This window comes from Streptomyces sp. NPDC006296, from assembly GCF_040613235.1.
Taxonomy (GTDB): Bacteria; Actinomycetota; Actinomycetes; order Streptomycetales; family Streptomycetaceae; genus Streptomyces.
The window spans coordinates 58,061-81,173 of sequence record NZ_JBEXRT010000012.1 but is presented as its reverse complement, the minus strand read 5'-3'; the positions used below and the strand labels follow the sequence as shown (position 1 = coordinate 81,173).

Genomic DNA, 23,113 nt, shown 5'->3' with positions numbered 1-23,113 from the left:
ACCGTCCCCACACGCCGCGAAGTAGAGGCACATGCGATGGAAACCGGGCAGACGACCAGCACACCGGGCCAGCCGTTCCCCGCGGTCAAGCACCTCGTCTGGGCGCTGGTCGCCGGCACGGCACTGGTGATCAGCGGAACACGCGACGACCGGCCGCCCCCGCCGCCGACCGCCGGGACCGCGGCCCCCGCACCGGCCGTCGCGCCCGCCGGGACCACGGACCCCGCACCGGCCGTCGCCACCGGGTCGCGCCCCGCGGGACCCGCCCGGGCGCTCGCCTACCTGGCCCCGGAGCGCCCCGTGCCCGAGGGGCCCGTCTACGTCGGCCGACCCGCGGTCCGCCCGGCGCCGCTGTCCCTGCCGCCGGTCCGCCCGGCCCCGCTGCGCCCGCTGCCGGCCGGTCCCGTGTCGGCGAGCCCCGTGCAGCCGTCCTCCGGGGAGCACCGCACGTCCGGTCCCGCTCCGGCCGGCCCGGAGCCCGGCCGCGCCGCTGCCTCGCCCCGGCCGGCCGTATCCCCCCTCGCGCCCTCCACCCCGCTCCGGCTGCGGATCCCGGCGCTCACCGTGGACGCACCCATGATGAAGCTCGCGCTGAACGCCACCGGGGCCCTGGAACCGCCACCCGACAACAACCCCGTGCTCGCCGGCTGGTACGCCGGGGGAACGGTCCCCGGCGCCGTGGGCACAGCCGTCGCGGCCGGACACGTGGACACCCGTCTCGGGCCCGGTGTGTTCCACCGGCTCGGATCACTCCGCCGGGGAGCCGTCGTCGAGATCGTCCGCGCCGACGGTCGCACCGCCGTGTTCACGGTCTATGCCGTCGAGACCTACGACAAGAAGTCCTTCCCGGACCGCAAGGTCTACGGCCCCTCCAACCGGCCCGAACTGAGGGTGATCACCTGCGGTGGCGACTACGACAAGAAGTCGGGCTACCGGGGCAACGTGGTGGTCTTCGCCACCCTGACCGCCACGCGCTGACCGCGTCACCAGCCCCGGCGCCCCGCGCCGCTCCGCCCCGGTCCCGGCGCCCCGCCCGCCCGGTCCCGGCGCCCCGCCCGCCCGGTCCCGGCGCCCCGAGCAGTCCGCCCCACGCCTTGCCCGCCACGGGGCGCCCCCGCGCGCGCCGACCGCGTCACTCAGGCCGTCCGTCCTGCGCCGTGCGCCTCATCATGCCCCCACGCTTTGAACGTCTCATCACGCCCTCACGCGCTGTCCGCCTCGTCGCCCCCCCCACAACCTGGCTCCCTCATTACGCCCGCCACGCCCTGAACGTCTGACCACGTCCCACGCCCTGACCGCATCGCGGCGCCCGCGCCGCCCCACGCCGTCCGCCCCGTCCTCGTCCCTCGCCCCCCGTCCCCGTCCCCGTCCCTCGCCCCCGCTCGGGTCCCTCCGGCCGTCCCTCAGCGGCCCTCCCTCAGATCGACGATCCGCTTGATCTTCCCCACCGACCGCTCCAGCGTCTCCGGATCGACGATCTCGACCCCGACGCTCACACCGACCCCGTCCTTCACCGCCGCCGCGATCGACAGGGCGGCCGCCTCCCGCTCGGCCGTCGTCGCACCGGTCCGTGCCTCGGCCCGCACGGTCAGTGCGTCCAGCCGCCCCTCCCGGGTCAGCCGCAGCTGGAAGTGCGGGGCCACGCCCGGGGTCCGCAGCACGATCTCCTCGATCTGGGTGGGGAAGAGGTTCACCCCGCGCAGGATCACCAGATCGTCGCTGCGCCCCGTGACCTTCTCCATCCGGCGGAAGACGCGGGCCGTGCCCGGGAGGAGCCGCGTCAGGTCCCGGGTGCGGTAGCGGATCACCGGCATGGCCTCCTTGGTGAGGGAGGTGAAGACCAGCTCGCCCTCCTCGCCGTCGGGCAGGACCTCGCCGGTGAACGGGTCGACGACCTCCGGGTAGAAGTGGTCCTCCCAGATGTGCAGGCCGTCCTTGGTCTCCACGCACTCCTGCGCGACACCCGGGCCCATCACCTCCGAGAGCCCGTATATGTCGACCGCGTCGATGGCGAACCGCTCCTCGATCTCGCCGCGCATCCGCTCGGTCCACGGCTCGGCGCCGAAGATGCCCACCTTCAGGGAGGTCGTACGCGGATCGACGCCCTGGCGCTCGAACTCGTCGAGCAGGGTCAGCATGTACGAAGGCGTGATCATGATGATCTCGGGACGGAAGTCCTGGATCAGCTGGACCTGGCGCGCCGTCATGCCCCCGGAGGCCGGAACGACGGTGCAGCCGAGGCGCTCCGCCCCGTAATGCGCCCCCAGACCGCCGGTGAACAGGCCGTATCCGTAGGCCACATGGGCCTTGTGGCCCGGGCGTCCGCCCGCCGCCCTGATCGACCGGGCGACCACGTCCGCCCAGGTGTCCAGATCCCGCGCGGTGTACCCGACCACCGTGGGCCGGCCGGTCGTGCCGCTGGAGGCGTGGATCCGCCGCACCCGGTCCTCGGGAACGGCGAACATCCCGAACGGGTAGTTGTCCCGCAGATCCGCCTTGACGGTGAACGGGAAGCGCGCGAGGTCGGCGAGCGTCCGGCAGTCCTCGGGCCGCAGCCCCGCCGTGTCGAAGGCCGCACGGTAGAAGCCGACATTGTCGTAGGCGTGCCGCAGGGTCGCCCGCAGCCGCTCCAGCTGCAGGGATTCGAGCTCGTCGCGGCCGAGCCGCTCGCCGGCGTCCAGCAGCACGGTCATACGGATCATCCCCTCGACGACCGGCGACCGACCATTCGGTCGCCTCCTGGGAGCAGTAATTCAGGAGGTGAGGGGTTCTGGCAAGGGGGGTGGTGCTGCCTGTGGACAACTTCGGGCGCCCGGGCCCGCGTGCCACCCGGAGCGCGGGCCCGGGAGGACACCGCGGTCCCCCGATTCGCTGTGGGCGTACGCAGCCGCGGCGGGCCGTCCGGCCTGTTTGGATGACAGCCATGCCGATCTTCCGCACGTACGACGGAACGGAACTCGCCTACCACCTGGTGGGCGAGGGGGAACCGTTGATCTGCCTGCCCGGCGGCCCCCTGCGGGCCGCCCGCTACCTCGGCGACCTGGGCGGCCTGTCCCGGTTCCGCCGGCTGGTCCTGCTCGACCTGCGCGGCACCGGGGAATCCGCCGTCCCCGAGGACCCGTCGGCCTACCGGATCGACCGGCTCGTCGACGACGTCGAGGCGCTCCGCGCGCACCTCGGCCTCGAACGGGCCGACGTGCTGGGCCATTCCGCCGCCGGGGAGCTCGCCGCGCTCTACGCGGCCAGGTATCCGCAGCGGCTGCGCTCCCTCGTCCTCGTCACCCCCGCCACCGCCACGCTGGGCCTCCCCGCCACCGACCGGGACCGGCGCGACGCCGCAGCGCTGCGCGCCGGCCTGCCCTGGTACCCCGAGGCCAGGGCGGCGCTCGACGAGATCCAGGCCGGCCGCGCCACCCCCGAGGCCTGGGCCGGGATCAGGCCGTTCATGTACGGACGCTGGGACACCGCGGCGCGGGCGCACGCCGCCGCGTCCCCGGCGCAGCGCAACGCCGTGGGCGCGGCCCACTACTACCCGTCGAGCGGCGGCCCGGACACCGCCGCCACGGTCGCCGCGCTCCGGGAACTGCCGGTGCCCGTGCTCGTCCTCGCCGGCGAGTACGACGGCGGCCCGACCCCCGACCGCGCCGCGGAACTCGCGGCCTTCTTCCCCCGGGCCGAGTTCGTCGTCCAGCGCGGCGCCGGCCACTTCCCCTGGATGGACGGCCCCGGTGACTTCGCCCGCGCCGTCGCCGCCTTCCTCGATCCCGCCGTCAGCAGCGTCCAGGCGGGAGGGATCCGGCTCGCCCACCGCACCTGGGGCGACCCCTCCGCCCCGCCCGTCGTCCTCGCGCACGGCCGCGGCGGGAGCAGCCTCGACTGGACGGCGATCGCCGAACGGCTCGCGGACCGCCACCGGGTGTACGCCCTCGACTTCCGGGGCCACGGCCTCAGCGACTGGCCGGGCCGCTACTCCCTCGAACTCTTCCGGGACGACCTGCACGCCTTCCTGGAGGCGCGCAACCTGTCCGGCGCGACGGTCATCGGGCACTCCATGGGCGGCGCGGCGGCACTGCTGCTCGCCGAGAGGCACCCGGCGCTGATCGGGGCGCTGGTGCTCGAGGACGTCCCCACCCTGCTCCCCTGCGACCCGCCCCGGCCGCCGGCCGCACGACTCCCGCAGGAGCCCGGATTCGACCGGGAGGTCGTACCGTCCATCGACGCCCAGTTGAACGACCCGGACCCGGAACACCGGGAGCGGCTGGGGGAGATCACGGCCCCCGCCCTCGTCGTCGGCGGTTCCCGCAGCCATGTCGACCAGGAGCAACTCGCCGAAATGGCGGGGCGGATACCCGGCGGCCGGTACCTCTCCGTCGACGCCGGCCACCGGGTGCACGCCGAGAACCCGACGGCGTTCCTCGCGGCACTCGGATCGTTCGGGATCGGCTGACGGATGCGGCGGGCCCCACCACGGGGCCCGCCGGCGCCGCCCGGGGTTCAGCCCCGGTGCAGCAGGGCCGTCATGACCTCGTACAACGTCTCCTCCGGGTCCGCCGCGGCGCCCTCGGAGCGCCAGGCCACGAATCCGTCGGGGCGCACCAGGACCGCGCCCTCGGCCGACGTGCCGTGGGAGGCGGCCCAGTCAGCGCCGTCCTCGGGCTCCAGGTCCGCCTCCGCCGCGGGACCGATCCGCAGGGCGGGCAAGGTCACCGACAGGCGCTTCGCCACCCGCTCCGCAGCCGCACCCCATCCGTCGAACCGGGCGTCGCACAGCAGCACGAAGGACGTCTCGTAGAGGTCCAGGGTCGACACGCGCTCGCCCGCCCGGTCCAGCCACATGTGGGGTGCCCGGGTGCCGGGTTCGCCGTTCAGTCCCATGCCCTCGGGAACCACCGGGAGGGCCGGATCGACCCCCAGGACGGCGCCCCGCACGTAGCGGTATCCGAGGGCGACCGTGAGCATCCCGCCCTTGCGCCCGCCGCCCGGCCCCGGCGATCCGGCGTACCCCGGGTGACTGTGCTCGCCGGAACGGGCCGAGGCCCGCGCGCTCGTGGCCCGCGCCACCGGCAGCCGCTCCGCCTCGTACGTACCGAGCAGCCCGGGCCCCGCCGACCCGTCGAGCACGGCCGCCAGCTTCCAGGCCAGGTTGTGCCCGTCCTGGATCCCGGTGTTGGAACCGAACGCCCCGGTGGGGGACATCTCGTGCGCGGAGTCGCCCGCCAGGAAGACCCGGCCCGCGCCGTACCGTTCGGCGACCCGCTCGGCGGCGTGCCAGGGCGCCTTGCCCGTGATCTCGACGTCCAGGTCCGGCGCGCCGACCGCCCTGCGGATGTGCTCCGCGCACCGCTCGTCGGTGAAGTCCTCCAGCGTCTCGCCCCGGTCGGGCTGCCACGGGGCGTGGAACACCCACCGCTCCACGTTGTCCACCGGCAGCAGCGCACCGTCCGCCTCCGGGGTGGTGAGGTAGCAGACGATGAAACGCCGGTCGCCCACCACGTCGGCGAGCCGGCGGGAGCGGAAGGTGATGCTGACGTTGTGGAAGAGGTCGCCCGGTCCCGTCCGGCCGATGCCCAACTGTTCCCGCACCGGGCTGCGGGGGCCGTCCGCCGCGACCAGGTAGTCGGCGCGCACCGTCGTGTGCTCCCCGGTCTCCCGGTCCTTCACCACGGCGGTGACCCCGTCCGCGTCCTGCTCGAAGGAGAGCAGCTCGGTCGAGAACCTCAACTCGCTTCCCTGGGACCGTGCATGGTCCACCAGCACCGGCTCCAGGTCGTTCTGACTGCACAGGCACCAGCCGCTCGGGCTGAACCGGGCGAGCCCGCCGCCCGGGTCGATCTCCTTGAACAGCCACTCCTGGTCGTCCCCGGTGAGCGACCCGGCCTGGAGGATCCCGTGGTTGTCCGCCAGGACGGACGCGGCGTCGCGGATCAGAGGCTCCGCACCCGCGGTGCGGAACACCTCCATCGTGCGGACGTTGTTCCCGCGTCCCCGCGGGTGTGTCGAGGTGTTCCCGTGCTTCTCCACCAGCAGGTGGCGGACTCCGAGCCGGCTCAGGAAGAGGGAAGTGGACAGGCCCACCAGGGACCCGCCCACGATGAGGACCGGTACGCGGAGATCGGCGTTCTCGTTCATCTGCTGCTCCAGCTCGGACGCGTGGACGGACGTGGTGTTCATGCCCTCGCCGGGGGCCTCCGGCCGGGCTTCGGACGAGTCCTCACCTGAACGGTTCATAAATCTCGCGCCGCCCGTACCGGCGTTCCACGATCAGTCGCGGGAGCGATGCTCGCGAAGCGGGGGCGGAGATCGCACGCCGGCGGGCAGGGGCCCGCGCCGCTTCCACCGAAACCGACGGATGACGAGGGGCCACAGTATGTGGCCGCCGCACTGTCCCGAAGGAGAGCGCACGATGGCAAACGTCTCGGAACGCATATCCCAGTCGGCCTTCGACGGGTCGAGGCTCCGGGTCATATTGATGATGGACCTGTACGACGGAGCCCAGAACGAGTTCCTCGAGGCATACGAGCACATGCGCAACCAGGTGGCCTCGATCCCCGGACACATCAGCGACCAGCTGTGCCAGTCCATCGAGAACCCCTCGCAGTGGCTCATCACCAGCGAATGGGAGAGCGCGCCGCCCTTCCTCGCCTGGGTGAACAGCGAGGAGCACGTGGCGACCGTGCAGCCGCTGCACAAGTGCGTACGCGACACCCGGTCCCTCCGCTTCAGCGTCCTCCGGGAGACCGGCGCCGCCTTCGAGAAGACCTCGGAGAAGGCCAAGGGAGGCCTCCAGGCCGCCCCGCGCCTCGGCGACGGCGTCGTGCGGCACGCCCTCACCTTCACGGTCAAGCCGGGCACGGAGGAGATGGTCGCGAAGATCCTCGCCGACTACGACTCCCCGCAGGCCCGCGTCGACGAGAACACCCGGCTGCGCCGCACCTCGCTCTTCATGCACGGGAACCGCGTCGTGCGCGCCGTCGAGGTCGAAGGGGACCTCATGGCGGCGCTCCGCCACGTCTCCCGCCAGCCCGAGGTGCGGGCCGTCGAGGAGGCCATCAACCCGTACCTGGAGCAGCACCGCGACCTCAGCGACCCCGACTCCGCCCGGATGTTCTTCACCCGGGCCGCGCTGCCCACCGTCCACCACGTGAAGGCGGGGCGCCACGCACCCGAGGACGTCCGGCGGCACGCGCTGTTCTACCAGGCCAAGGAAGGCTGCGGCATGGCACTGGCCCGGCTGCTCGCCGGCCAGGACGAGGAGGCGGCGAACGACGCGTCGAGCCCCATCGAGAGCAGCACGATCTTCCAGCGCGACGACGTCGTGGTCCGGCTCCTCGAAGTGAGCGGTCCGCTCGGCGCCCAGCCCACGCAGGCACTCGGCATCGGCGGTCACCGCAAGGCGGCCGTGCTGGGCCGGCTGCTGGAGGGCGGCGCGAACGGCATGCCGACGACCGACCAGGAGGCCGCGCGCTTCCTCGCGCAGGCCGAGATGAACCTGATCACCGACCGCCGGGCCGCCGAGTCCTGACGCGTCACCGGCGCCGGGGCCACCCCGTACCGCCGTCACCCCGCACAACGTGCCAGGAGGAGAACAGCCATGACCACCCACCGGCCTCGCATCGTGGACCTCAGCGAGACTCAGCCCAACCGCAGGCGCGGAGGCGATCTGCGCGCCCTGCTCACCCCCACGGCGGTGGGCGCGACCAGCGGCTTCATGGGGCTGGCCATCGTCGACCCCGGTGACCGCATCGGCGAGCACTACCACCCGTACTCCGAGGAGTTCGTGTACGTGGTGGACGGGCTCCTCGAAGTGGACCTGGACGGGGAGACGCTCGCGGTGCGGCGCGACCAGGGCCTGCTGATCCCGCAGCACGTCCGCCACCGCTTCCGCAACGTGGGCGACGTGCAGGCGCGCATGGTCTTCCACCTCGGCCCGCTCGCCCCGCGCCCCGAACTCGGACACGTGGACACCGAGGTCACCGAGACCGCGGACCGCAGCGACGGCCACGCGCCGCCAGAACGTACGGGGGCGGCCTCGTGACGCGGCGGCGCGTGGCCGTGACCGGGGTCGGCGTCGTCGCCCCCGGCGGCATCGGAGTCCCCGCGTTCTGGGACCTGCTCGCCAACGGCCGGACCGCTACCCGCGGCATCACCCTGTTCGACCCGTCCGCGTTCCGTTCGCGGATCGCCGCGGAGTGCGACTTCGACCCCGTCGCCCACGGTCTGGACGCGGACCTCGTCGCCCGCTCCGACCGCTACATCCAGTTCGCCCTGGTGGCGGCCAGGGAGGCGCTGGGCGACGCCGGCCTCGACCTGGAGAAGGAGGACCCCTGGCGCATCGGGGTCTCCCTCGGGACCGCGGTCGGCGGCACCACCCGCCTGGAGCACGACTACGTCGCCGTCAGCGGCAGCGGCGCACGCTGGGACGTCGACCACCGGCCCGCGGGCGCCCACCTCGAACGGGCCTTCGCGCCCAGCACCCTCGCCTCCGCGGTCGCGGAGGAGGTCGGGGCGCACGGCCCGGTGCAGACGGTCTCGACCGGCTGCACCTCCGGCCTCGACGCGATCGGCTACGCCTTCCACTCCGTCGAGGAGGGCCGGGTCGACGTCTGCGTCGCCGGAGCCTCCGACACCCCGATCACCCCGATCACGGTGGCCTGCTTCGACGCGATCAAGGCGACCTCGGCGAACAACGACGACCCGGAGCACGCCTCCAGGCCGTTCGACGCCCGCCGGGACGGCTTCGTCATGGGAGAGGGCGGCGCCGTCCTCGTCCTGGAGGAGCTGGAGCACGCCCGCGCCCGCGGAGCGACCGTCTACTGCGAGATATCGGGCTACGCCACCTTCGGCAACGCCTACCACATGACCGGACTGACCAGCGAGGGCCTGGAGATGGCCGAGGCCATCAACACCGCCCTCGGTCACGCGCGGCTCGACGGATCGCAGGTCGACTACGTCAACGCGCACGGTTCGGGCACCAAGCAGAACGACCGGCACGAGACGGCGGCCGTGAAGCGGGCCCTGGGCGCACACGCGTACACGGTGCCGATGAGCTCGATCAAGTCGATGGTCGGCCACTCCCTGGGCGCCATCGGAGCGATCGAGATCGCCGCCTGCGTGCTCGCCCTCGAACACCAGACGGTCCCGCCGACGGCCAACTACGAGACAGCGGACCCCGAGTGCGACCTCGACTACGTACCGCGCACCGCACGGCCCCTCAAGCTGCGGAGCGTGCTCTCGGTCGGCAGCGGCTTCGGCGGGTTCCAGTCCGCCGTCGCCATGACCCGATCAGGAGGGAGGACCCCATGAACGCCCCGGCAACCCCGGCACGGCGCGGTTCCGTCATCACCGGGATCGGTGTCGTCGCCCCCAACGGCACCGGCGCGGGCGCCTTCTGGAAGCAGACCCAGGAAGGCGTCAGCGTCCTCGACCGGGTGTCCCGCGACGGCTGCGAGAACCTGCCCCTGAAGGTCGCGGGAGAGGTCAGGGATTTTGATCCGGTCGCGTTCATCGAGGAGCGCTTCCTGGTCCAGACCGACCGCTTCACGCACTACGCGATGGCCGCCGCCGACCTCGCCCTGGACGACGCGCGCCTCGGCCGCGCCGACTACGAGGACGCGCCGTTCAAGGTGGGCGTGGTCACCGCCGCGGGTTCCGGCGGCGGTGAGTTCGGCCAGCGGGAACTGCAACGCCTGTGGGGCGAGGGCTCGCGGTTCGTCGGCCCCTACCAGTCCATCGCCTGGTTCTACGCCGCCAGCACCGGCCAGATCTCGATCCGCGGCGGCTTCAAGGGGCCGTGCGCGGTCGTGGCCAGCGACGAGGCCGGCGGCCTCGACGCGCTGATGCACGCCGCGCGGTCCGTGCGGCGCGGCACGGACGCGGTCGTCGTCGGCGCGGCCGAGGCGCCGCTCGCCCCGTACTCCGTCGTCTGCCAGCTCGGTTACGACGACCTCAGCCTCTGCGACGAACCCACCCGCGCCTACCGGCCGTTCACCGCGGACGCCTGCGGGTTCGTGCCGGCGGAAGGGGGCGCCATGCTGGTGGTCGAGGAGGAGGCGAAGGCCCGCGACCGCGGTGCCAGGATCCGGGCCGAACTGGCCGGCCACGCCGCCACCTTCACCGGTGCGGCCCGCTGGGAGGAGTCCCGCGCCGGGCTCGCCCGGGCGATCGAGGGGGCGCTCCGCGAGGCCGACTGCGCGCCCGAGGAGATCGACGTCGTCTTCGCGGACGCGATGGGCGTGCCCGCGGCCGACCGGGCCGAGGCCCTCGCCCTCGCCGACGCCCTGGGCTCCCACGGACGCCGGGTCCCGGTGACGGCGCCCAAGACCGGCACCGGCCGCGCCTACTGCGGTGCGCCCGTGCTCGACACGGCCGCCGCGGTCCTGGCCATGGAGCACGGCCTGGTCCCGCCGACGCCCAACGTCTTCGAGGTGTGCCACGACCTCGACGTGGTCACCGGGCGGGCGCGCCCCGCGGAACTCCGCACGGCGCTCGTCCTCAGCCGAGGCCTCATGGGATCGAACGCGGCCCTGGTGCTGCGCCGGCCCACCGACACCCCCGCGTGAGAAGGAGCAGTCCCTCATGACCGATCGACTGACGTACGAAGAGCTGGCCGTGCTCATGAAGAACGGCGCCGGCCTCACGGTGGACCCGGCGGAGATGGCCGACCGCCCCGGCTCGGCCTTCGACGAGTACGGCCTGGACTCCCTCGGCCTGCTCGGCATCGTGGCCGCGCTGGAGAACCGCTACGGCCGCCCGCTGCCGGCCGACGCCGACCGGTGCAGGACGCCGGGAGAGTTCCTCGACCTCGTGAACAACACCCCTGTGACAGGAGTCTGACGTGTCCGGACACACCGAGAACGAGATCGTCATCGCCGCACCCCTGGACCTCGTCTGGGACGTGACGAACGATCTCGAACACTGGCCGCAGCTGTTCAGCGAGTACGCGGCCGTCGAGGTGATGAAGCGCGAGGGCCAGAAGACGACCTTCCGCCTCACCATGCACCCCGACGACAACGGCAAGGTCTGGAGCTGGGTCTCCGAGCGCACCACGGACCGCCAGGGGCTCGCCGTGCGGGCCCGGCGGGTCGAGCCCGGCCCGTTCCAGCACATGGACATCCGGTGGGAGTATGCGGAGGTCCCGGGCGGCACCCGCATGCACTGGCGCCAGGACTTCGCGATGCGGCCCGACGCGCCGGTCGACGACGCGTGGATGACCGACAACATCAACCGCAACTCGCGCGTCCAGCTGGAGCTCATCCGCACCAAGATCGAGCAGCGGGACCGGGAGCGCCGTTCCGCCGAGGTCCCCGCCCGCTGATGTCCCGAAAGGCAGCCGGATGCACCACGCACTGATCGTCGCCCGGATGGCGCCCGAGTCGGCGCCGGACATCGCGAAGCTGTTCGAGGCTTCGGACAACACGGAACTCCCGCACCTCGTCGGAGTGAACAGGCGCACCCTGTTCCAGTTCGGCGACGTGTACCTGCACCTGATCGAATCGGACAGGCCCCCTGGCCCGGAGATCGTCAAGGTGACGGAGCACCCGGAGTTCCGGGCCATCAGCGACCGGCTCACCGCCTTCGTGAGCCCGTACGACCCGCAGACCTGGCGCGGTCCGAAGGACGCGATGGCCCAGCAGTTCTACCGGTGGGAGAGCGACAGCTCCGCCTGACGCACGAGGACCGCCCCGGGTCCGGCACGGATGCCGGCCCGGGGCGGTCCTCGTGCGCGGGAACCGTGCGTTACGGCACGACGCACTCGAAGGCGTGCAGGTACGCGTTGACGGGGTGGATCTCGCCCACCCGCAGACCCGCTTCGGACATCCGGCCGACCAGGCTCTCCCGGGTGTGCTTGGCACCCCCGACGTTCAGCAGGAGCAGCAGGTCCATGGCCGTGGTGAACCTCATCGACGGCGTGTCGTCGACCAGGTTCTCGATGATCACCACCCGGGCGCCGGGACGGGCCGCGGCGACCACGTTGCGCAGGGTCCTGCGGGTGCTCTCGTCGTCCCATTCGAGGATGTTCTTGATGATGTAGAGGTCCACCTCGAAGGGGATGTCCTCGCGGCAGTCACCGGGCACGATCCGTACGCGGTCGGCGAGCCGTCCGCCGTCCCGCAGCCGGGCGTCCGCCCGGGCCACGACGCCCGGAAGGTCCAGCAGCGTCCCCCGGACCGACGGGTGCTTCTCCAGCAGGCTCGCCAGCACGTGCCCCTGGCCGCCGCCGATGTCGGCGACCGAGGTCACCCCGGTGAGGTCCAGCAGGTCGGCCACGTCCTGCGCGGACTGCACGCTGGACGTGGTCATCGCCCGGTTGAACACCTGGGCGGACTCGCCCGCGTCCTGGTGGAGGTACTCGAAGAAGCCCTTGCCGAACGTCTCGGGGAAGACGCTCGTGCCGGAGCGCACCGCGTCGTCGAGCCGCGGCCAGACCTCCCAGGTCCAGGGCTCCGTGCACCACAGGGAGATGTACCGGAGGCTGTGCGGGTCGTCCTCGCGCAGCAGCCGGGACATGTCCGTGTGGACGAACGCGCCGTCCGTCGTCTCGCTGAAGATCCCGTAGCAGCACAGGGCGCGCAGCAGCCGCCGCAGGGACGCGGGGTCGGCGTCCACGACCAGGGCCAGCTCCGCGGCCGATGCCGGCGTCTCGCCCAGCGCGTCGGCCACGCCCAGCCGGGCCGCCGCGCGCACGGCCCCGGCGACGGCCGCTCCGAACGCGAGCTCGCGCAGCCGCATGGAGGGCGGCGGGTCCTGGTGGGCGCCGGCCTGGGGCGTGCCGAGCGGGGTGGTGTCGGGGGTGGGACTCACGGTGGTCATACCGTCTCGTTTCTCCTTGTGCGGCGGTGAGCCGTCATCCGGCACACATCCCGGCGGGGACGGACGTCCCGCAGGTGTTGCTCACGAAGGTGTTGCCGGTGCCCGAGGTGTCGCGGTCGGCGAGGTCGGCCGGCTTGTTGCCCTGGACGACGTTGCGGCTGATCGTGTTGTCGGTGTTCAGCGCGCCCACGAAGCTCTTGAACAGCAGGACGCCGCCGGAGAGCGGGGTCGAGCCGACGTTGTTCCGGATGACGTTGGCTCGCACGTCCGTGGCCTCGCTGCCGGTCAGGACGATGCCGGAACCCTGGATCGCCGACAGCCGCGGGGTCGCCGGACAGAACTTGTTGTTCTTCAGGATCCGGTTGCCGCTGATCGTCATCGCGCCCGCCGCGGGCTTGGACTCGTCGCCCACGACGAAGACCCCGCTGCAGTTGCCGGTCAGCAGGTTTCCGTCGATGACGAGGTTGCGCACCCGGCGTGCGGTGACGCCGATGCGGTTGCCGCTCACCGTGTTGTCCAGGACGAGCGTGCCTCCGGTGTCGGTCGCCCCGCCCTCCTCGCTGACCGAGTTGGCGATGAAGATCCCCGCGTCCCCGTTGCCGGTGGCGGTGTTGCGCCGGAAGTCGCCGAGGGTCGAACGCTCCTGCGCGATGCCCCAGGTGCCGTTGTTCCGGGCGGTGACCTTCCGGACGCTCAGTCCGTCGGTCCAGGAGGCCCAGATGCCGCTCTTGTCGAAGCCGGAGACGGTCAGCGAGCGGATGCTGACGTCGTCGACGGTGTGCCCCTCGGTCCCGATGACGCAGATGCCGTTCCCGCCGGCGGCGCACGCGTTGGCGGCCTTCGCGCCGTCGGCCGCCGGCGGTACGAGGATCGTGCGGCCACGGGTGCCCAGCAGGGTCAGGCCCGGCTTGGTGATCAGGACGCTCTCGCGGTAGGTGCCGGGGAGGACGACGACGGTGTCACCCGGGCGGGCGGCGTCGACCGCGCTCTGGATGGAATCGCCCGGGCGCACCACGCGGTCACCGGGTCCGGCGGCGGCGGAGGGGACGGCCGCGAGGCCCAGGGCCGTGACCGTGGAGAGGGTGATACCCCCCAGGCATCTCATGTGTTTTTTCCTCATGGGCCGAAAGCTATGGGCGATCAACCACCGGTGCCACGCAGGGTGCGCGTACGGACACATGGCGTGCCTGAATGGCTTACGCGCACGGGTGCCGCCCCCGGGGCGTGCGGGAGCCGCGCGGCTGCCGCGACTCCCGCGGCCCCCTTCCTCCCGTACGCGCGTACGACCGGGGCGGCCGGTGCGCCGGGAGCACCGGCCGCGGATCCGGGGGAGCGCCGGCCGCGGGGTCCGGGGAGCGGTGCCCGGCTCCGCCACGTGAGCCGGGACACGTAACATGGCCCCATGTCCTTCCTCCGCCGCCGTAGCGCCGCCACACCCGCGGGCCCGGACTTCGACGTCCTGGCCATGGACCCGGGGGACTGGCCCGGCAACCTCGGCGCCGGTCTGCTCCCCGCTCCCGACGGGAGCTGCCAGGGCGTGTTCCTGCGCTACGACCTCTTCGGCGGACGCGGCCCCGCGATGATCATCGGGAATCTTCCGGAGGGATCACCGGCCCGCGAGAACGAGGAGGGCCAGGTCCCCTTCGAGGTCGCCCAGCTGCTCCTCGCCCTGGAGAACGACGAGCCGGTCGAGGTGACGGGCACGGAGGACGTGCCCGTCATGCAGGGCGACAGCCTGCTGATCGTGCGTCGCGTCAAGCTCTCCGAGAGCCGGATCTCCTGCGTCCAGTTCGACCGGAGCGACGGTGTGCTGGTCACCATCGCCAGCTGGGACCGGCCGATCACCGACGACCTGTACGCCCTGCTCAAGCCCCTGCCCGCCGAGCTGTTCCAGCAGGGCTGAAACGTCCCTGCTCGACGAGCAGCCGCGTCACCCGGGCCGTCGACGTCCCGAGCCCCGTGGGCCCGCCGAGGTGCCACGGGGTGCCCGTCCCCCGCCTGAGGTCCTCCTCGCGGTAGCGCCGGCAGCCCCGGTGCCAGACCAGGATCCCCGCCAGCCAGTTCCGGAGCTCCGTCACATAGCCCGCCAGGGTCTCCCTGGCCTCGGCGTCCAGGCCGAAATCGTCGTACAGCACCGGGAGTTCGTGCTCGGCCACGTGCTGGAACTGCTCCATCCGGCCCTTCATGAGGTCGTGCACGATCGCCACGCCCGTCGGGTAGTCCACCCCGAAGAAGTTCTGCACGACCAGGACCCCGTTGTGGACCTCGCCCTCGTACTCGATCTCCTTCTGGTACGAGAACAGATCGTTGAGCAGACAGGCGTAGTCGGCCGCCGCGTTCTCCAGGGACCGCATCGGACCACTGCGGTACACCTCCTCCGGGACCTTCCTGCCGTGACCCAGCCGGCACAGGCTCATCGTGAGGTCCGAACCGAAGGTGGCCCGGCGCATCTCCATGTAGTCCACCGGGTCGGGGATCCGGTTCTGCGCCTGGTTCGCCAGCTCCCACAGCCAGCTCGCCGTCATCGACTCCACCGCGTCCCTGAACGTCCGCCGCGCGGCCTCGTCCATCGGCCCCGCCGTGCGCCGCCAGAGATCGGCCAGCCCGCGCTCCAGCGCGTTCACCGGCTCCGGCCCCGGCCCCCCGTCGAGCGGCATGAACAGCGACAGCCGCTCGTCGGCCAGCCGCGCCCCCGCCAGATCGCGCGTCCTGCCGTGCACCACCGGGAACCAGTCGTCGCCGTACGTCCCCCAGGTCAGCCAGGCCGACGACAGGTCCAGCTCCTGCGGAGTCGCGTCGGGCTGCAGGCCCGCCGCGCACAGCGGCAGGTCCGTCGCGATCAGCCGCTCCTCGTCCCAGATGTGCGAATCCGGCACCCCGGGCTGCGCCTCCAGCAGCCCCATCCGCCGTGACCACTCCACGATACGCACCCGCGCGCCCGCCAGATGCGGGCTCAGCGCGGCCGGGAACGGCATCTCGAAGTCGGGCAGCAGCGAAGGGCCGACGTGCCGGTACGGGATGTGGGTGTGGCTGCGCAGACGTGCCGACTCCGAGCGGGGGGTGAAGCGGACGGACGCGGCGGCCGTCCCGAAGCCGGACAGCGCCCCGGTGGCCGCCGCCCCGCCGTCGTTCATGTAGCGGCTGGAGCGCATGTGCCACTCGTGCCCGCCGGACTGCCAGTCCTGCAGCCCCTTCACGTACGCCAGGACGGCGGCCGTCCCGTCGGGGCCGATCCCCTTCTCCGCGCACAGCGGCGGCAGTTCGCTGAGAGCCGTGTTCTCGAACTGGTGGAGGCGCGAGGTCAGCAGGTCGTTGACGGCGTCCGCCGCCTCCTGGGTCGAGCAGTGCAGGAAGCGCTCCAGGACGAGCACGCCGTTGCTGTTCTCGCCCTCCTCCTCGACCTCACGCTGGTACGAGAACAGGTCGTTGCGCAGGTGCACCGCGTCGGAGAACGCGTCCCGCAGCACCCTCAGCGGCCGGGAGTCCGCGAGCGGGGCGGGGACCTCCGCGCCCGCCGCGTACTCCACCAGGCCCGCCGACCAGGGGGCGCCGCCCACCTTGCGCCGCATCTCGATGTACTCGACGGGATTGGCGATCCGGCCCTCGTCGATGTTGGAGAGCTCCCACAGGGACTCGTTGAGGAGGTTCTCCGTCGACTCCGCGAACCGGGCCCGCCAGGCGTCCGACATCGCCGGCACGGTCCGCGTCCACAGATCCGCCAGCCCCGCCTCCACCGGATTCGTGGGTTCCGGCATCGCCGCGCCCCGCTCCATCGGCATGAAGGCCGGCAACCGGTCCAGATAGCTCTTCCCGCCGGCCCGGTCCGGATTCCGCTTGAACAGCTCCAGGAAATGGTCGTCGAAGAAGAAGACCCACACATACCAGTCCGTGACCAGGGACAGGGCCTCGGCCGAGCAGTCGGGATGCGTGTACGCGCAGAGCAGCGCGTAGTCGTGGGACTCGAGATCCTTCTCCTCCCAGATTCCCGACCCCTCCAGCATCCCCATCCCGCGCGCCCACTCGCGGGTGTGGCTCCGGGCCGCATCCAGATGAGGGTTGAGGCGCGCCGGGTACGGCACGTAGAAGTCCGGCAGCGAGAAGGGCTGTGCCATGTGCGTGGGGCCTTTCCGAGAACTCCGTGCGGTCCGGGAGGACCGGTCCTGTCGGCGCCAGCACTACCCCTCGGCCATCCGGGGCACGCGTGAAGCGAAATAGTCACACAAGCTCAGGTCCGGTACAGACTTCACTCTTGACTCATCAGCACCTCCCGTCACAGAGTGTCGGCCGACCGAAGAACGTCCGGGGCGCCGACCGGCGAACGCTCCGCCGCCCCGGGCCCAGGAAAGGTTGTCATGACGTCGAAGCAGCGGATCAGACTCGCGCTCGCACTGACCACGACGGGAGCGCTGAGCGTGGCGCTCCTCTCCCCGGCGGCGGCCGGCGCGGACACCGTAAGGCCGGAGTGCCCGCGGAACCTGGCCTGCGACTGGGTCCCCGCGGCCTACCAGCAGACGGGCGAGCCGGAGGACAAGGAGTCGTACGGCAACTACGACACGGCGGACCGGCCCGGCAGCAGCGGCATCAAGTTCATCGTCCTGCACGACACGGAGGAGGACTACGCCACCACCCTGAACATCTTCCAGGACCCGGCCAGGCAGACCTCCGCCCACTACGTGGTCCGCTCGGCCGACGGCCACGTCACGCAGATGGTGAAGAACAAGGACGTCGCCTGGCAGGCCGGCAACTGGTACCTCAACACCCACTCCATCGGCATCGAGCAGGAGGGCGTCGCGACGGAGGGCGCCACCTGGTACACGCCCGAGATGTACCGCTCCACCGCACGGCTCGTCCGGCACCTGGCGGCGAAGTACGACATCCCGCTCGACCGCCAGCACATCCTGGGCCACGACGGTGTGCCGCCCACCAGCGCCGACGGAACCAAGAACATGCACTGGGACCCGGGACCCTACTGGGACTGGAACCGCTTCATGGCGCTCCTCGGCAGGCCCACCGAGCCCAGCGCCCCGAAGAGCAGCGAACTGGTCACCGTCAGCCCGGACTTCACGAAGAACCAGCAGGAGTTCCGCGACTGCGAGAAGAACTCCGCCCTGCCCCGGCAGGGCAGCAGCGCCGTCCCGCTGCACACGGAACCGTCCGCCGACGCACCGCTCTTCTCCGACCCGGGGGTGCACCCGGACGGTTCGCCGGGGACGAACTGCGCGGCGGACTGGGGCAGCAAGATCAGCGCCACCCAGCAGGCGGTCGTCGCCGACCGGGCGCCGGGCTGGACCGCGATCTGGTGGTACGGGCAGAAGGCGTGGTTCAGCACCCCGGCGGGAGCCGGGGTCACCACCCCGACCAGCGGACGCGTCGTACGGCCCAAGGCGGGCAAGGCCGAGGTGCCGGTGTACGGCGTCGCCTATCCGGAGAAGGCCGAATACCCCGCGGACTTCGTCAAGCCGACCGTGGGGACCCCGCTCCTCTACACCATCAAGGCGGGACAGGCCTTCCCGGGCGGCGGAGAGGCACCCACCGGTTACTTCTACGCCCCGACGATCGACGCGTCGAAGCCGTACGACCACACCTACTTCCGTGGAGGCCAGAAGTACGTGACGGTCCAGATCGGTCACCGCATCGGTTTCGTCCGGGCCTCCGACGTGGACGTGGTCCGCTCCGGCTCCTGAGCGGGCGCTGACGCCGTGAACGGCGCACTGCGGGACCCGTGTGTCGGCACCGGTCCCGCAGCGCGCTCCCCCGTTCGGCGGGAAGGACGCCCGGCGTGGTCAGCGTGTGCCGACCGCCGCGCGCACCGCCCGCCGCGCCATCGCGCAGTCGTCGTGCAGCCTGCGCAGGAGCAGCCGCTGCTCCTCACCGGAGGACGGCACGCCCGGCCGGGTCTGACCGCTGCCGGCCGGAGCGCCCTCCCGCATGGCGCGCTGGACGGCCGTCTCGTACGTACGGATCTCCCGCGTCAGCACGATCATGAGGTTGACCAGGAAGGCGTCCCGGGCCGCGGCCCCCGACGCCTGGGCCAGCTGGCTGATCTGACGGCGTGCCGCCGGTGCGTCACCGAGCACGGTCCAGAGCGTCGCCAGGTCGTACCCGGGCAGATACCACCCCGCGTGCTCCCAGTCGACCAGCACCGGCCCGGTGGGCGGCAGCAGGATGTTCGAGAGCAGGGCGTCCCCGTGGCAGAACTGGCCCATGCCCTGACGCCCGCCCGCGTGAGCCAGGCCGTGCACCAGCTTCTGCAGATCGCCCAGATCGCGGTCGGTGAAGAGCCCCAACTCGTGGTACCGGGCGATCCGTGCGGCGTAGTCCAGCGGTGCGTCGAACAGGCCGGCCGGCGGCCGCCAGGCGTTGACCTGGCTGATGGCTCCGAGGACGGCGCGCAGGTCCGCGCGGGGCGGGGCCTCCGCCGGATGCCTCGTCAGCGCCGCGACGCGGCCGGGCATCCGCTCGATGACCAGGGTGCAGTTCTCCGGGTCGGCGGCGATGAGCCGGGGCACCCGGACCGGCGGGCGGTGCCTGACGAAGGCGCGGTAGGCAGCTATTTCGTGCCGGAACCGCTCCGTCCATGCGGGGGAGTGATCGAGTAAACACTTCGCCACCGCGGTCGCGCGGCCCGTGGTGCCCACGATGAGGACCGAACGTCCGCTGCGGCGCAGCACCTGCACCGGATTGAACTCGGGACAGATCCGGTGCACCGAGGCGATGACCATACGGAGCTGCGCGCCCTGGGCACCGGACAGGTCCAGTCTGCCGCTGAGCGGTTGGGAGCCCGGCCCCGCCGCCCGCCGGGTCCGACCCGAGCCGGACGCCGGTGCGGCGGCGCGGGGGTCGAGATACGGCCCGCCGCCCGCCCCGAGGGGACGAAGCGGCCGGGGCGGGGCGGACACGGAGGACGATGCTGTGTACATGGGCGAGACAGATCCCTTCGTGCGCCGACAAGTTGCGTGCGCCGCCCCGGCCGGCGGCCGTCCGGCACCCTGGGGAGTACCTGGGGCTGCCGGGCGGGGTGGCGCTTTCCTACCTGACACCGGCCTGCGGGTGGCACAACATCTAGCGACCCCTGGCGAACCCTGGCGAATATTCACCCGGCATCCGCTGTGGGGCTAGGGTCAAGTCAGCCGAGAACCTGGGGGCTTGACGTGACCGGAGAACCCAACACCCGTCTGTCCGACCTGTTCGGCCTGGCCGGCTGGTCCAAGGGCGAACTCGCGAGAATGGTGAACAGGCAGGCGGCGGCCATGGGCCACCCCCAACTCGCCACCGACACCTCGCGGGTCCGGCGCTGGATCGACATGGGGGAGTCCCCCCGCGATCCCGTGCCGGAAGTGCTGGCGGCTCTGTTCACCGAGCGACTCGGCCGTGTCGTGACCATCGAGGACCTCGGGTTCGGCCGGCGCGGGCGTGTGGGGAAGCGGCGAAAGGCCGGGACGCAGGAGAATCCCGACGGCTTGCCGTGGGCGCCCGAACGGACGGCAGCGGTCCTCACCGAATTCACGGGAATGGACCTCATGCTCAACCGACGCGGCTTGGTGGGCGCGGGCGCCGCGCTCGCCGCCGGCTCAGCCCTCACCGGCGCCCTGCACGACTGGCTGCACACCGGGCCCGCTCCGGCGGCCCGCGCCCCCCGAGCCCCCGACCCCCTGTACGCCGACAACGCCGGCTTCGACCTGTACGAGGCCGCGCCGATCGGCTCCGAGGAGATCGAGGCCCTCGAACGCTCGGTCGAGGTGTTCCGGGCCTGGGACGCCTCCAGGGGCGGCGGACTCCAGCGCAAGGCCGTCGTGGGCCAGCTCAACGAGGTGGGCGGCATGCTCGCCTACCGCCACCCGGAACACCTGCAGCGCCGCCTCTGGGGCGTCGCCGCCAACCTCGCCGTCCTCGCCGGCTGGATGTCCCACGACGTCGGCCTGGAACCCACCGCCCAGAAGTACTTCGTGATCGCCGCACACGCGGCACGTGAGGGGGGCGACCGTCCGCGCGCCGGCGAGGCGCTCTCCCGCGCCGCTCGCCAGATGGTCCACCTGGGCCGGCCGGACGAGGCCCTGGACCTGATGAAGCTCGCCAGGTCCGGTTCGGGGGAGGAGACCCTGCCCCGCACCCGCGCCATGCTGCACACCATCGAGGCCTGGGCACAGGCCTCGATGGGACAGGGGCAGGCCATGAAGCGCACCCTCGGCGAGGCCGAGGAGCTCTTCGTGTCGGACAAGGGCGACGTCCCGCCGCCGAGCTGGATGCAGATGTTCGACGAAGCGGACCTGCACGGGATGCAGGCCCTGGCCTTCCGCACGCTGGCCGAACACGATCCGGGCGCGGCCTCCACCGCTCAGCGGCACGCCAAGCAGGCGCTCGATCTGCGGGTGAACGACCGCCAGCGCTCCAAGCTGTTCGACTACATCTCGCTCGCCTCCGCGTGCTTCATCGCCAACGACCCCGAGCAGGCCGACCGCTACGCGCGCCTCGCCCTGATGTCGATGGGGGAGACCTCCTCGCACCGGACCTGGGACCGGTTGCGCGAGATGTACCGGCTCACCGGGCAGTTCGCGGGCTTCGGCACGATCGAGGACCTGCGTCAGGAGATCGAACGCGTACTCCCGCCGGAGGTGTCCGGGAAGAAGGCCAAGGGGGCCGCGATCTGATCCGCGAGCGCCGGCGGGTCCGGCACGAGGGGGGTGTGCGTTCCGGGGAGACCGTGCTGCCGTTGTCCGGGCATCCGGGGACCTGGGAGCGTCCGGCATCCGCGTGGGGGCGGGTCCGACCGGGTGCGGGCCGCGGTGCCGGTCAGGCCTCGACGCGGGCCACCAACACGCAGGCGTCGTCGGGTCGTTCGTCCGTCCCCAGCTCCTCGACCACGATGCGTACGCACTCCTGCGCCGTGCGGGCCTGCGCGAACCGGGGCGCGAGTTCGAGGAGCGCGTCGGGGCCGGTGTTCCGGCCGTCGCGATGCGTGAGTCCGTCGGTGTGGAGCACGAGCACATCGCCCGGCAGCAGGTCCATCCGGTCCTGCTCGTAGACGACTCCGGAGGTGGCTCCGAGCAGGACCCCGTCCGGTGCGGGCAGAGGACATCCCACTCCGCCGCGGAAGAGCAGCGGTGGAGGGTGTCCTGCCTGCGCCCACACGAGCGTGCCGCTGCCGGGATCGAAGCGGCAGCACACGGCGCTGCCCAGAGCGGGCTGTGCCGAACACTCGATCAGCTGGTTGAGGTGGCCCATGAGCGGGCCCGGGTCGACCCCGGCGACGGCCATGCCGCGCAGCGCGCCGAGCAGCATCGCCATGGCCGAGGTGGCCGGGATCCCGTGGCCGGTGAGGTCCCCGACGGTGAGCAGTGTCCTGCCGTCCGGGAGCGGCAGCGCGTCGTACCAGTCGCCGCCGATGAGCTCGCTCGACCCCGACGGCAGGTAGTGGGCTGCGACGTCCAGCCCGCTCACCCCCCGGCCGGGTATCGGCAACGAGCCCCGCCACGGCGGCAGTACGGCCTCCTGGAGCTCCACCGCCATCCGGTGTTCGGCCCGGGCCAGCTGCTCCCGGTGCCGCAGGGAGTCCCGGCTCCTGCCCACCAGGTGCTGACCGCGCCGCAGGCGGCTGACGTCGCGCAGGACCGCCCACATCGACGCGGTGCAGCCGTCGGTGTCGAGGACGGGTTCGCCTCTCATGTGCAGCGTCCGCATCCTGCCGTCGGGCAGCAGGATCCGGAACTCGCCGTCTATCGGCCGGCCGTCCACCAGGCAGGCGGTCACCATCGAGGTCAGGAGGGGCTGGTCCTCCGCGAGCAGGGCCGACGGCAGTTCGTCCAGGGACAGTGCCTCGGTCCCGGGCGCCCTGCCGAAGATCTGGTAGAGCTCCTCCGACCAGCTGACCTCGTCCGTGAGCAGATTCCACTCCGCGCTGCCCACCCTGCTCAGGAATGATCCCGCCGGGGTCTCGGCCGGTGGCCGGACGGTCGCTCCCTCCGCCGGCTCGGCGAGGGGGGCGCCGCAGATGCCGTCCCGGAGCTGTCCCAGATGGTCGCCGAGGTCGTCCAGCTGATGCACGGCGAGCTCGTAGAGCGCCCGCTGCCAGCGCAGCCGGGGATCGTCGTCGTCGATCACGGAGGCATCGCGCCGCACGGCGTCCACGTCGCCGCGCAGCAGCCGGGTCCGGTCGATGAGGGCGTCGACGGTGTCCCGCTCGGGCGGTTGTGGGGCGGGGCGGTCCGCAAACAGATGGGACGGCATCTGGTACTCCGATACAGGCGGAACGGCCGGTTCGTGGGGGTGGACCGAACACGACTGTCGCACAGCCGTGAGGGGCCCG

At 72.3% G+C, this 23,113-nt stretch carries 19 protein-coding genes; 12 read left to right on the top strand and 7 right to left on the bottom strand.

Features of this window, described 5'->3' with window-relative positions:
• Positions 1–36: 36 nt before the first annotated feature.
• Positions 37–978 carry a class F sortase gene (locus tag ABZ172_RS11225; protein WP_356882593.1) on the top strand — a complete coding sequence of 314 codons (942 nt, stop codon included), beginning with the start codon at positions 37–39 and terminating at the stop codon, positions 976–978.
• A 425-nt stretch (positions 979–1,403) separates the two neighbouring features.
• On the opposite strand, the gene paaK is transcribed toward ABZ172_RS11225, so the two are convergent.
• On the bottom strand, positions 1,404–2,693 hold the full coding sequence (paaK, locus tag ABZ172_RS11220) for a phenylacetate--CoA ligase PaaK (protein ID WP_356882591.1): 1,290 nt from the start codon (positions 2,691–2,693) through the stop codon (positions 1,404–1,406).
• Positions 2,694–2,923: 230 nt separating this feature from the next.
• On the opposite strand from paaK, the gene ABZ172_RS11215 reads away from it, so the two are divergent.
• Entirely contained in the window at positions 2,924–4,447 is a 1,524-nt protein-coding gene (locus ABZ172_RS11215; RefSeq protein ID WP_356882589.1) for an alpha/beta hydrolase, read from the top strand.
• 47 nt (positions 4,448–4,494) lie between these two features.
• Here ABZ172_RS11215 and ABZ172_RS11210 read toward each other — a convergent pair whose 3' ends face one another.
• A complete protein-coding gene (locus ABZ172_RS11210) occupies positions 4,495–6,129 on the bottom strand; it encodes an FAD-dependent monooxygenase (protein ID WP_356882751.1) in 1,635 nt (544 codons plus the stop codon).
• Between the two features lie 274 nt (positions 6,130–6,403).
• Between ABZ172_RS11210 and ABZ172_RS11205 the strand changes: the two genes are divergently transcribed.
• From ABZ172_RS11205 to ABZ172_RS11175, 7 genes are all read left to right on the top strand, one after another.
• Complete coding sequence (locus ABZ172_RS11205) at positions 6,404–7,522, top strand: TcmI family type II polyketide cyclase (RefSeq protein WP_356882587.1); 1,119 nt, start codon at positions 6,404–6,406, stop codon at positions 7,520–7,522.
• A gap of 69 nt (positions 7,523–7,591) precedes the next feature.
• Entirely contained in the window at positions 7,592–8,035 is a 444-nt protein-coding gene (locus tag ABZ172_RS11200; protein ID WP_356882585.1) for a cupin domain-containing protein, read from the top strand.
• Positions 8,032–9,303 carry a beta-ketoacyl-[acyl-carrier-protein] synthase family protein gene (locus ABZ172_RS11195; protein ID WP_356882583.1) on the top strand — a complete coding sequence of 424 codons (1,272 nt, stop codon included), beginning with the start codon at positions 8,032–8,034 and terminating at the stop codon, positions 9,301–9,303. The genes ABZ172_RS11200 and ABZ172_RS11195 overlap by 4 nt, the downstream gene beginning before the upstream one ends.
• Positions 9,300–10,559, top strand: a complete 1,260-nt coding sequence (locus tag ABZ172_RS11190; protein ID WP_356882581.1) for a beta-ketoacyl synthase N-terminal-like domain-containing protein — start codon at positions 9,300–9,302, stop codon at positions 10,557–10,559. The genes ABZ172_RS11195 and ABZ172_RS11190 overlap by 4 nt, the downstream gene beginning before the upstream one ends.
• A gap of 16 nt (positions 10,560–10,575) precedes the next feature.
• Entirely contained in the window at positions 10,576–10,833 is a 258-nt protein-coding gene (locus ABZ172_RS11185) for an acyl carrier protein (RefSeq protein WP_356882579.1), read from the top strand.
• A gap of 1 nt (position 10,834) precedes the next feature.
• A complete protein-coding gene (locus ABZ172_RS11180; protein ID WP_356882577.1) occupies positions 10,835–11,314 on the top strand; it encodes an SRPBCC family protein in 480 nt (159 codons plus the stop codon).
• A 19-nt stretch (positions 11,315–11,333) separates the two neighbouring features.
• Entirely contained in the window at positions 11,334–11,666 is a 333-nt protein-coding gene (locus ABZ172_RS11175) for a TcmI family type II polyketide cyclase (protein WP_356882575.1), read from the top strand.
• Between the two features lie 70 nt (positions 11,667–11,736).
• Here the strand turns inward: ABZ172_RS11175 and ABZ172_RS11170 are convergent, their stop codons facing one another.
• Both ABZ172_RS11170 and ABZ172_RS11165 read right to left on the bottom strand, forming a co-directional pair.
• Positions 11,737–12,810, bottom strand: coding sequence for a methyltransferase (locus ABZ172_RS11170; protein ID WP_356882573.1), 1,074 nt, complete (start codon positions 12,808–12,810; stop codon positions 11,737–11,739).
• Positions 12,811–12,844: 34 nt separating this feature from the next.
• Complete coding sequence (locus ABZ172_RS11165; RefSeq protein WP_356882571.1) at positions 12,845–13,915, bottom strand: right-handed parallel beta-helix repeat-containing protein; 1,071 nt, start codon at positions 13,913–13,915, stop codon at positions 12,845–12,847.
• A 297-nt stretch (positions 13,916–14,212) separates the two neighbouring features.
• Between ABZ172_RS11165 and ABZ172_RS11160 the strand changes: the two genes are divergently transcribed.
• Entirely contained in the window at positions 14,213–14,713 is a 501-nt protein-coding gene (locus ABZ172_RS11160; RefSeq protein WP_356882569.1) for a hypothetical protein, read from the top strand.
• On the opposite strand, the gene ABZ172_RS11155 is transcribed toward ABZ172_RS11160, so the two are convergent.
• Positions 14,676–16,922: a terpene synthase family protein gene (locus tag ABZ172_RS11155; protein WP_356882567.1), complete on the bottom strand. Its 2,247-nt coding sequence runs from the start codon at positions 16,920–16,922 to the stop codon at positions 14,676–14,678. The two genes, ABZ172_RS11160 and ABZ172_RS11155, sit on opposite strands and share 38 nt — an antisense overlap.
• A gap of 240 nt (positions 16,923–17,162) precedes the next feature.
• On the opposite strand from ABZ172_RS11155, the gene ABZ172_RS11150 reads away from it, so the two are divergent.
• A complete protein-coding gene (locus ABZ172_RS11150; RefSeq protein WP_356882565.1) occupies positions 17,163–18,494 on the top strand; it encodes a peptidoglycan recognition family protein in 1,332 nt (443 codons plus the stop codon).
• A 99-nt stretch (positions 18,495–18,593) separates the two neighbouring features.
• On the opposite strand, the gene ABZ172_RS11145 is transcribed toward ABZ172_RS11150, so the two are convergent.
• Positions 18,594–19,730 carry an aminoglycoside phosphotransferase family protein gene (locus tag ABZ172_RS11145; RefSeq protein WP_356882563.1) on the bottom strand — a complete coding sequence of 379 codons (1,137 nt, stop codon included), beginning with the start codon at positions 19,728–19,730 and terminating at the stop codon, positions 18,594–18,596.
• A 231-nt stretch (positions 19,731–19,961) separates the two neighbouring features.
• Between ABZ172_RS11145 and ABZ172_RS11140 the strand changes: the two genes are divergently transcribed.
• Positions 19,962–21,458, top strand: coding sequence for a hypothetical protein (locus ABZ172_RS11140; RefSeq protein ID WP_356882561.1), 1,497 nt, complete (start codon positions 19,962–19,964; stop codon positions 21,456–21,458).
• A 142-nt stretch (positions 21,459–21,600) separates the two neighbouring features.
• Here the strand turns inward: ABZ172_RS11140 and ABZ172_RS11135 are convergent, their stop codons facing one another.
• Positions 21,601–23,034, bottom strand: coding sequence for a SpoIIE family protein phosphatase (locus tag ABZ172_RS11135; protein WP_356882559.1), 1,434 nt, complete (start codon positions 23,032–23,034; stop codon positions 21,601–21,603).
• Positions 23,035–23,113: the final 79 nt, after the last annotated feature.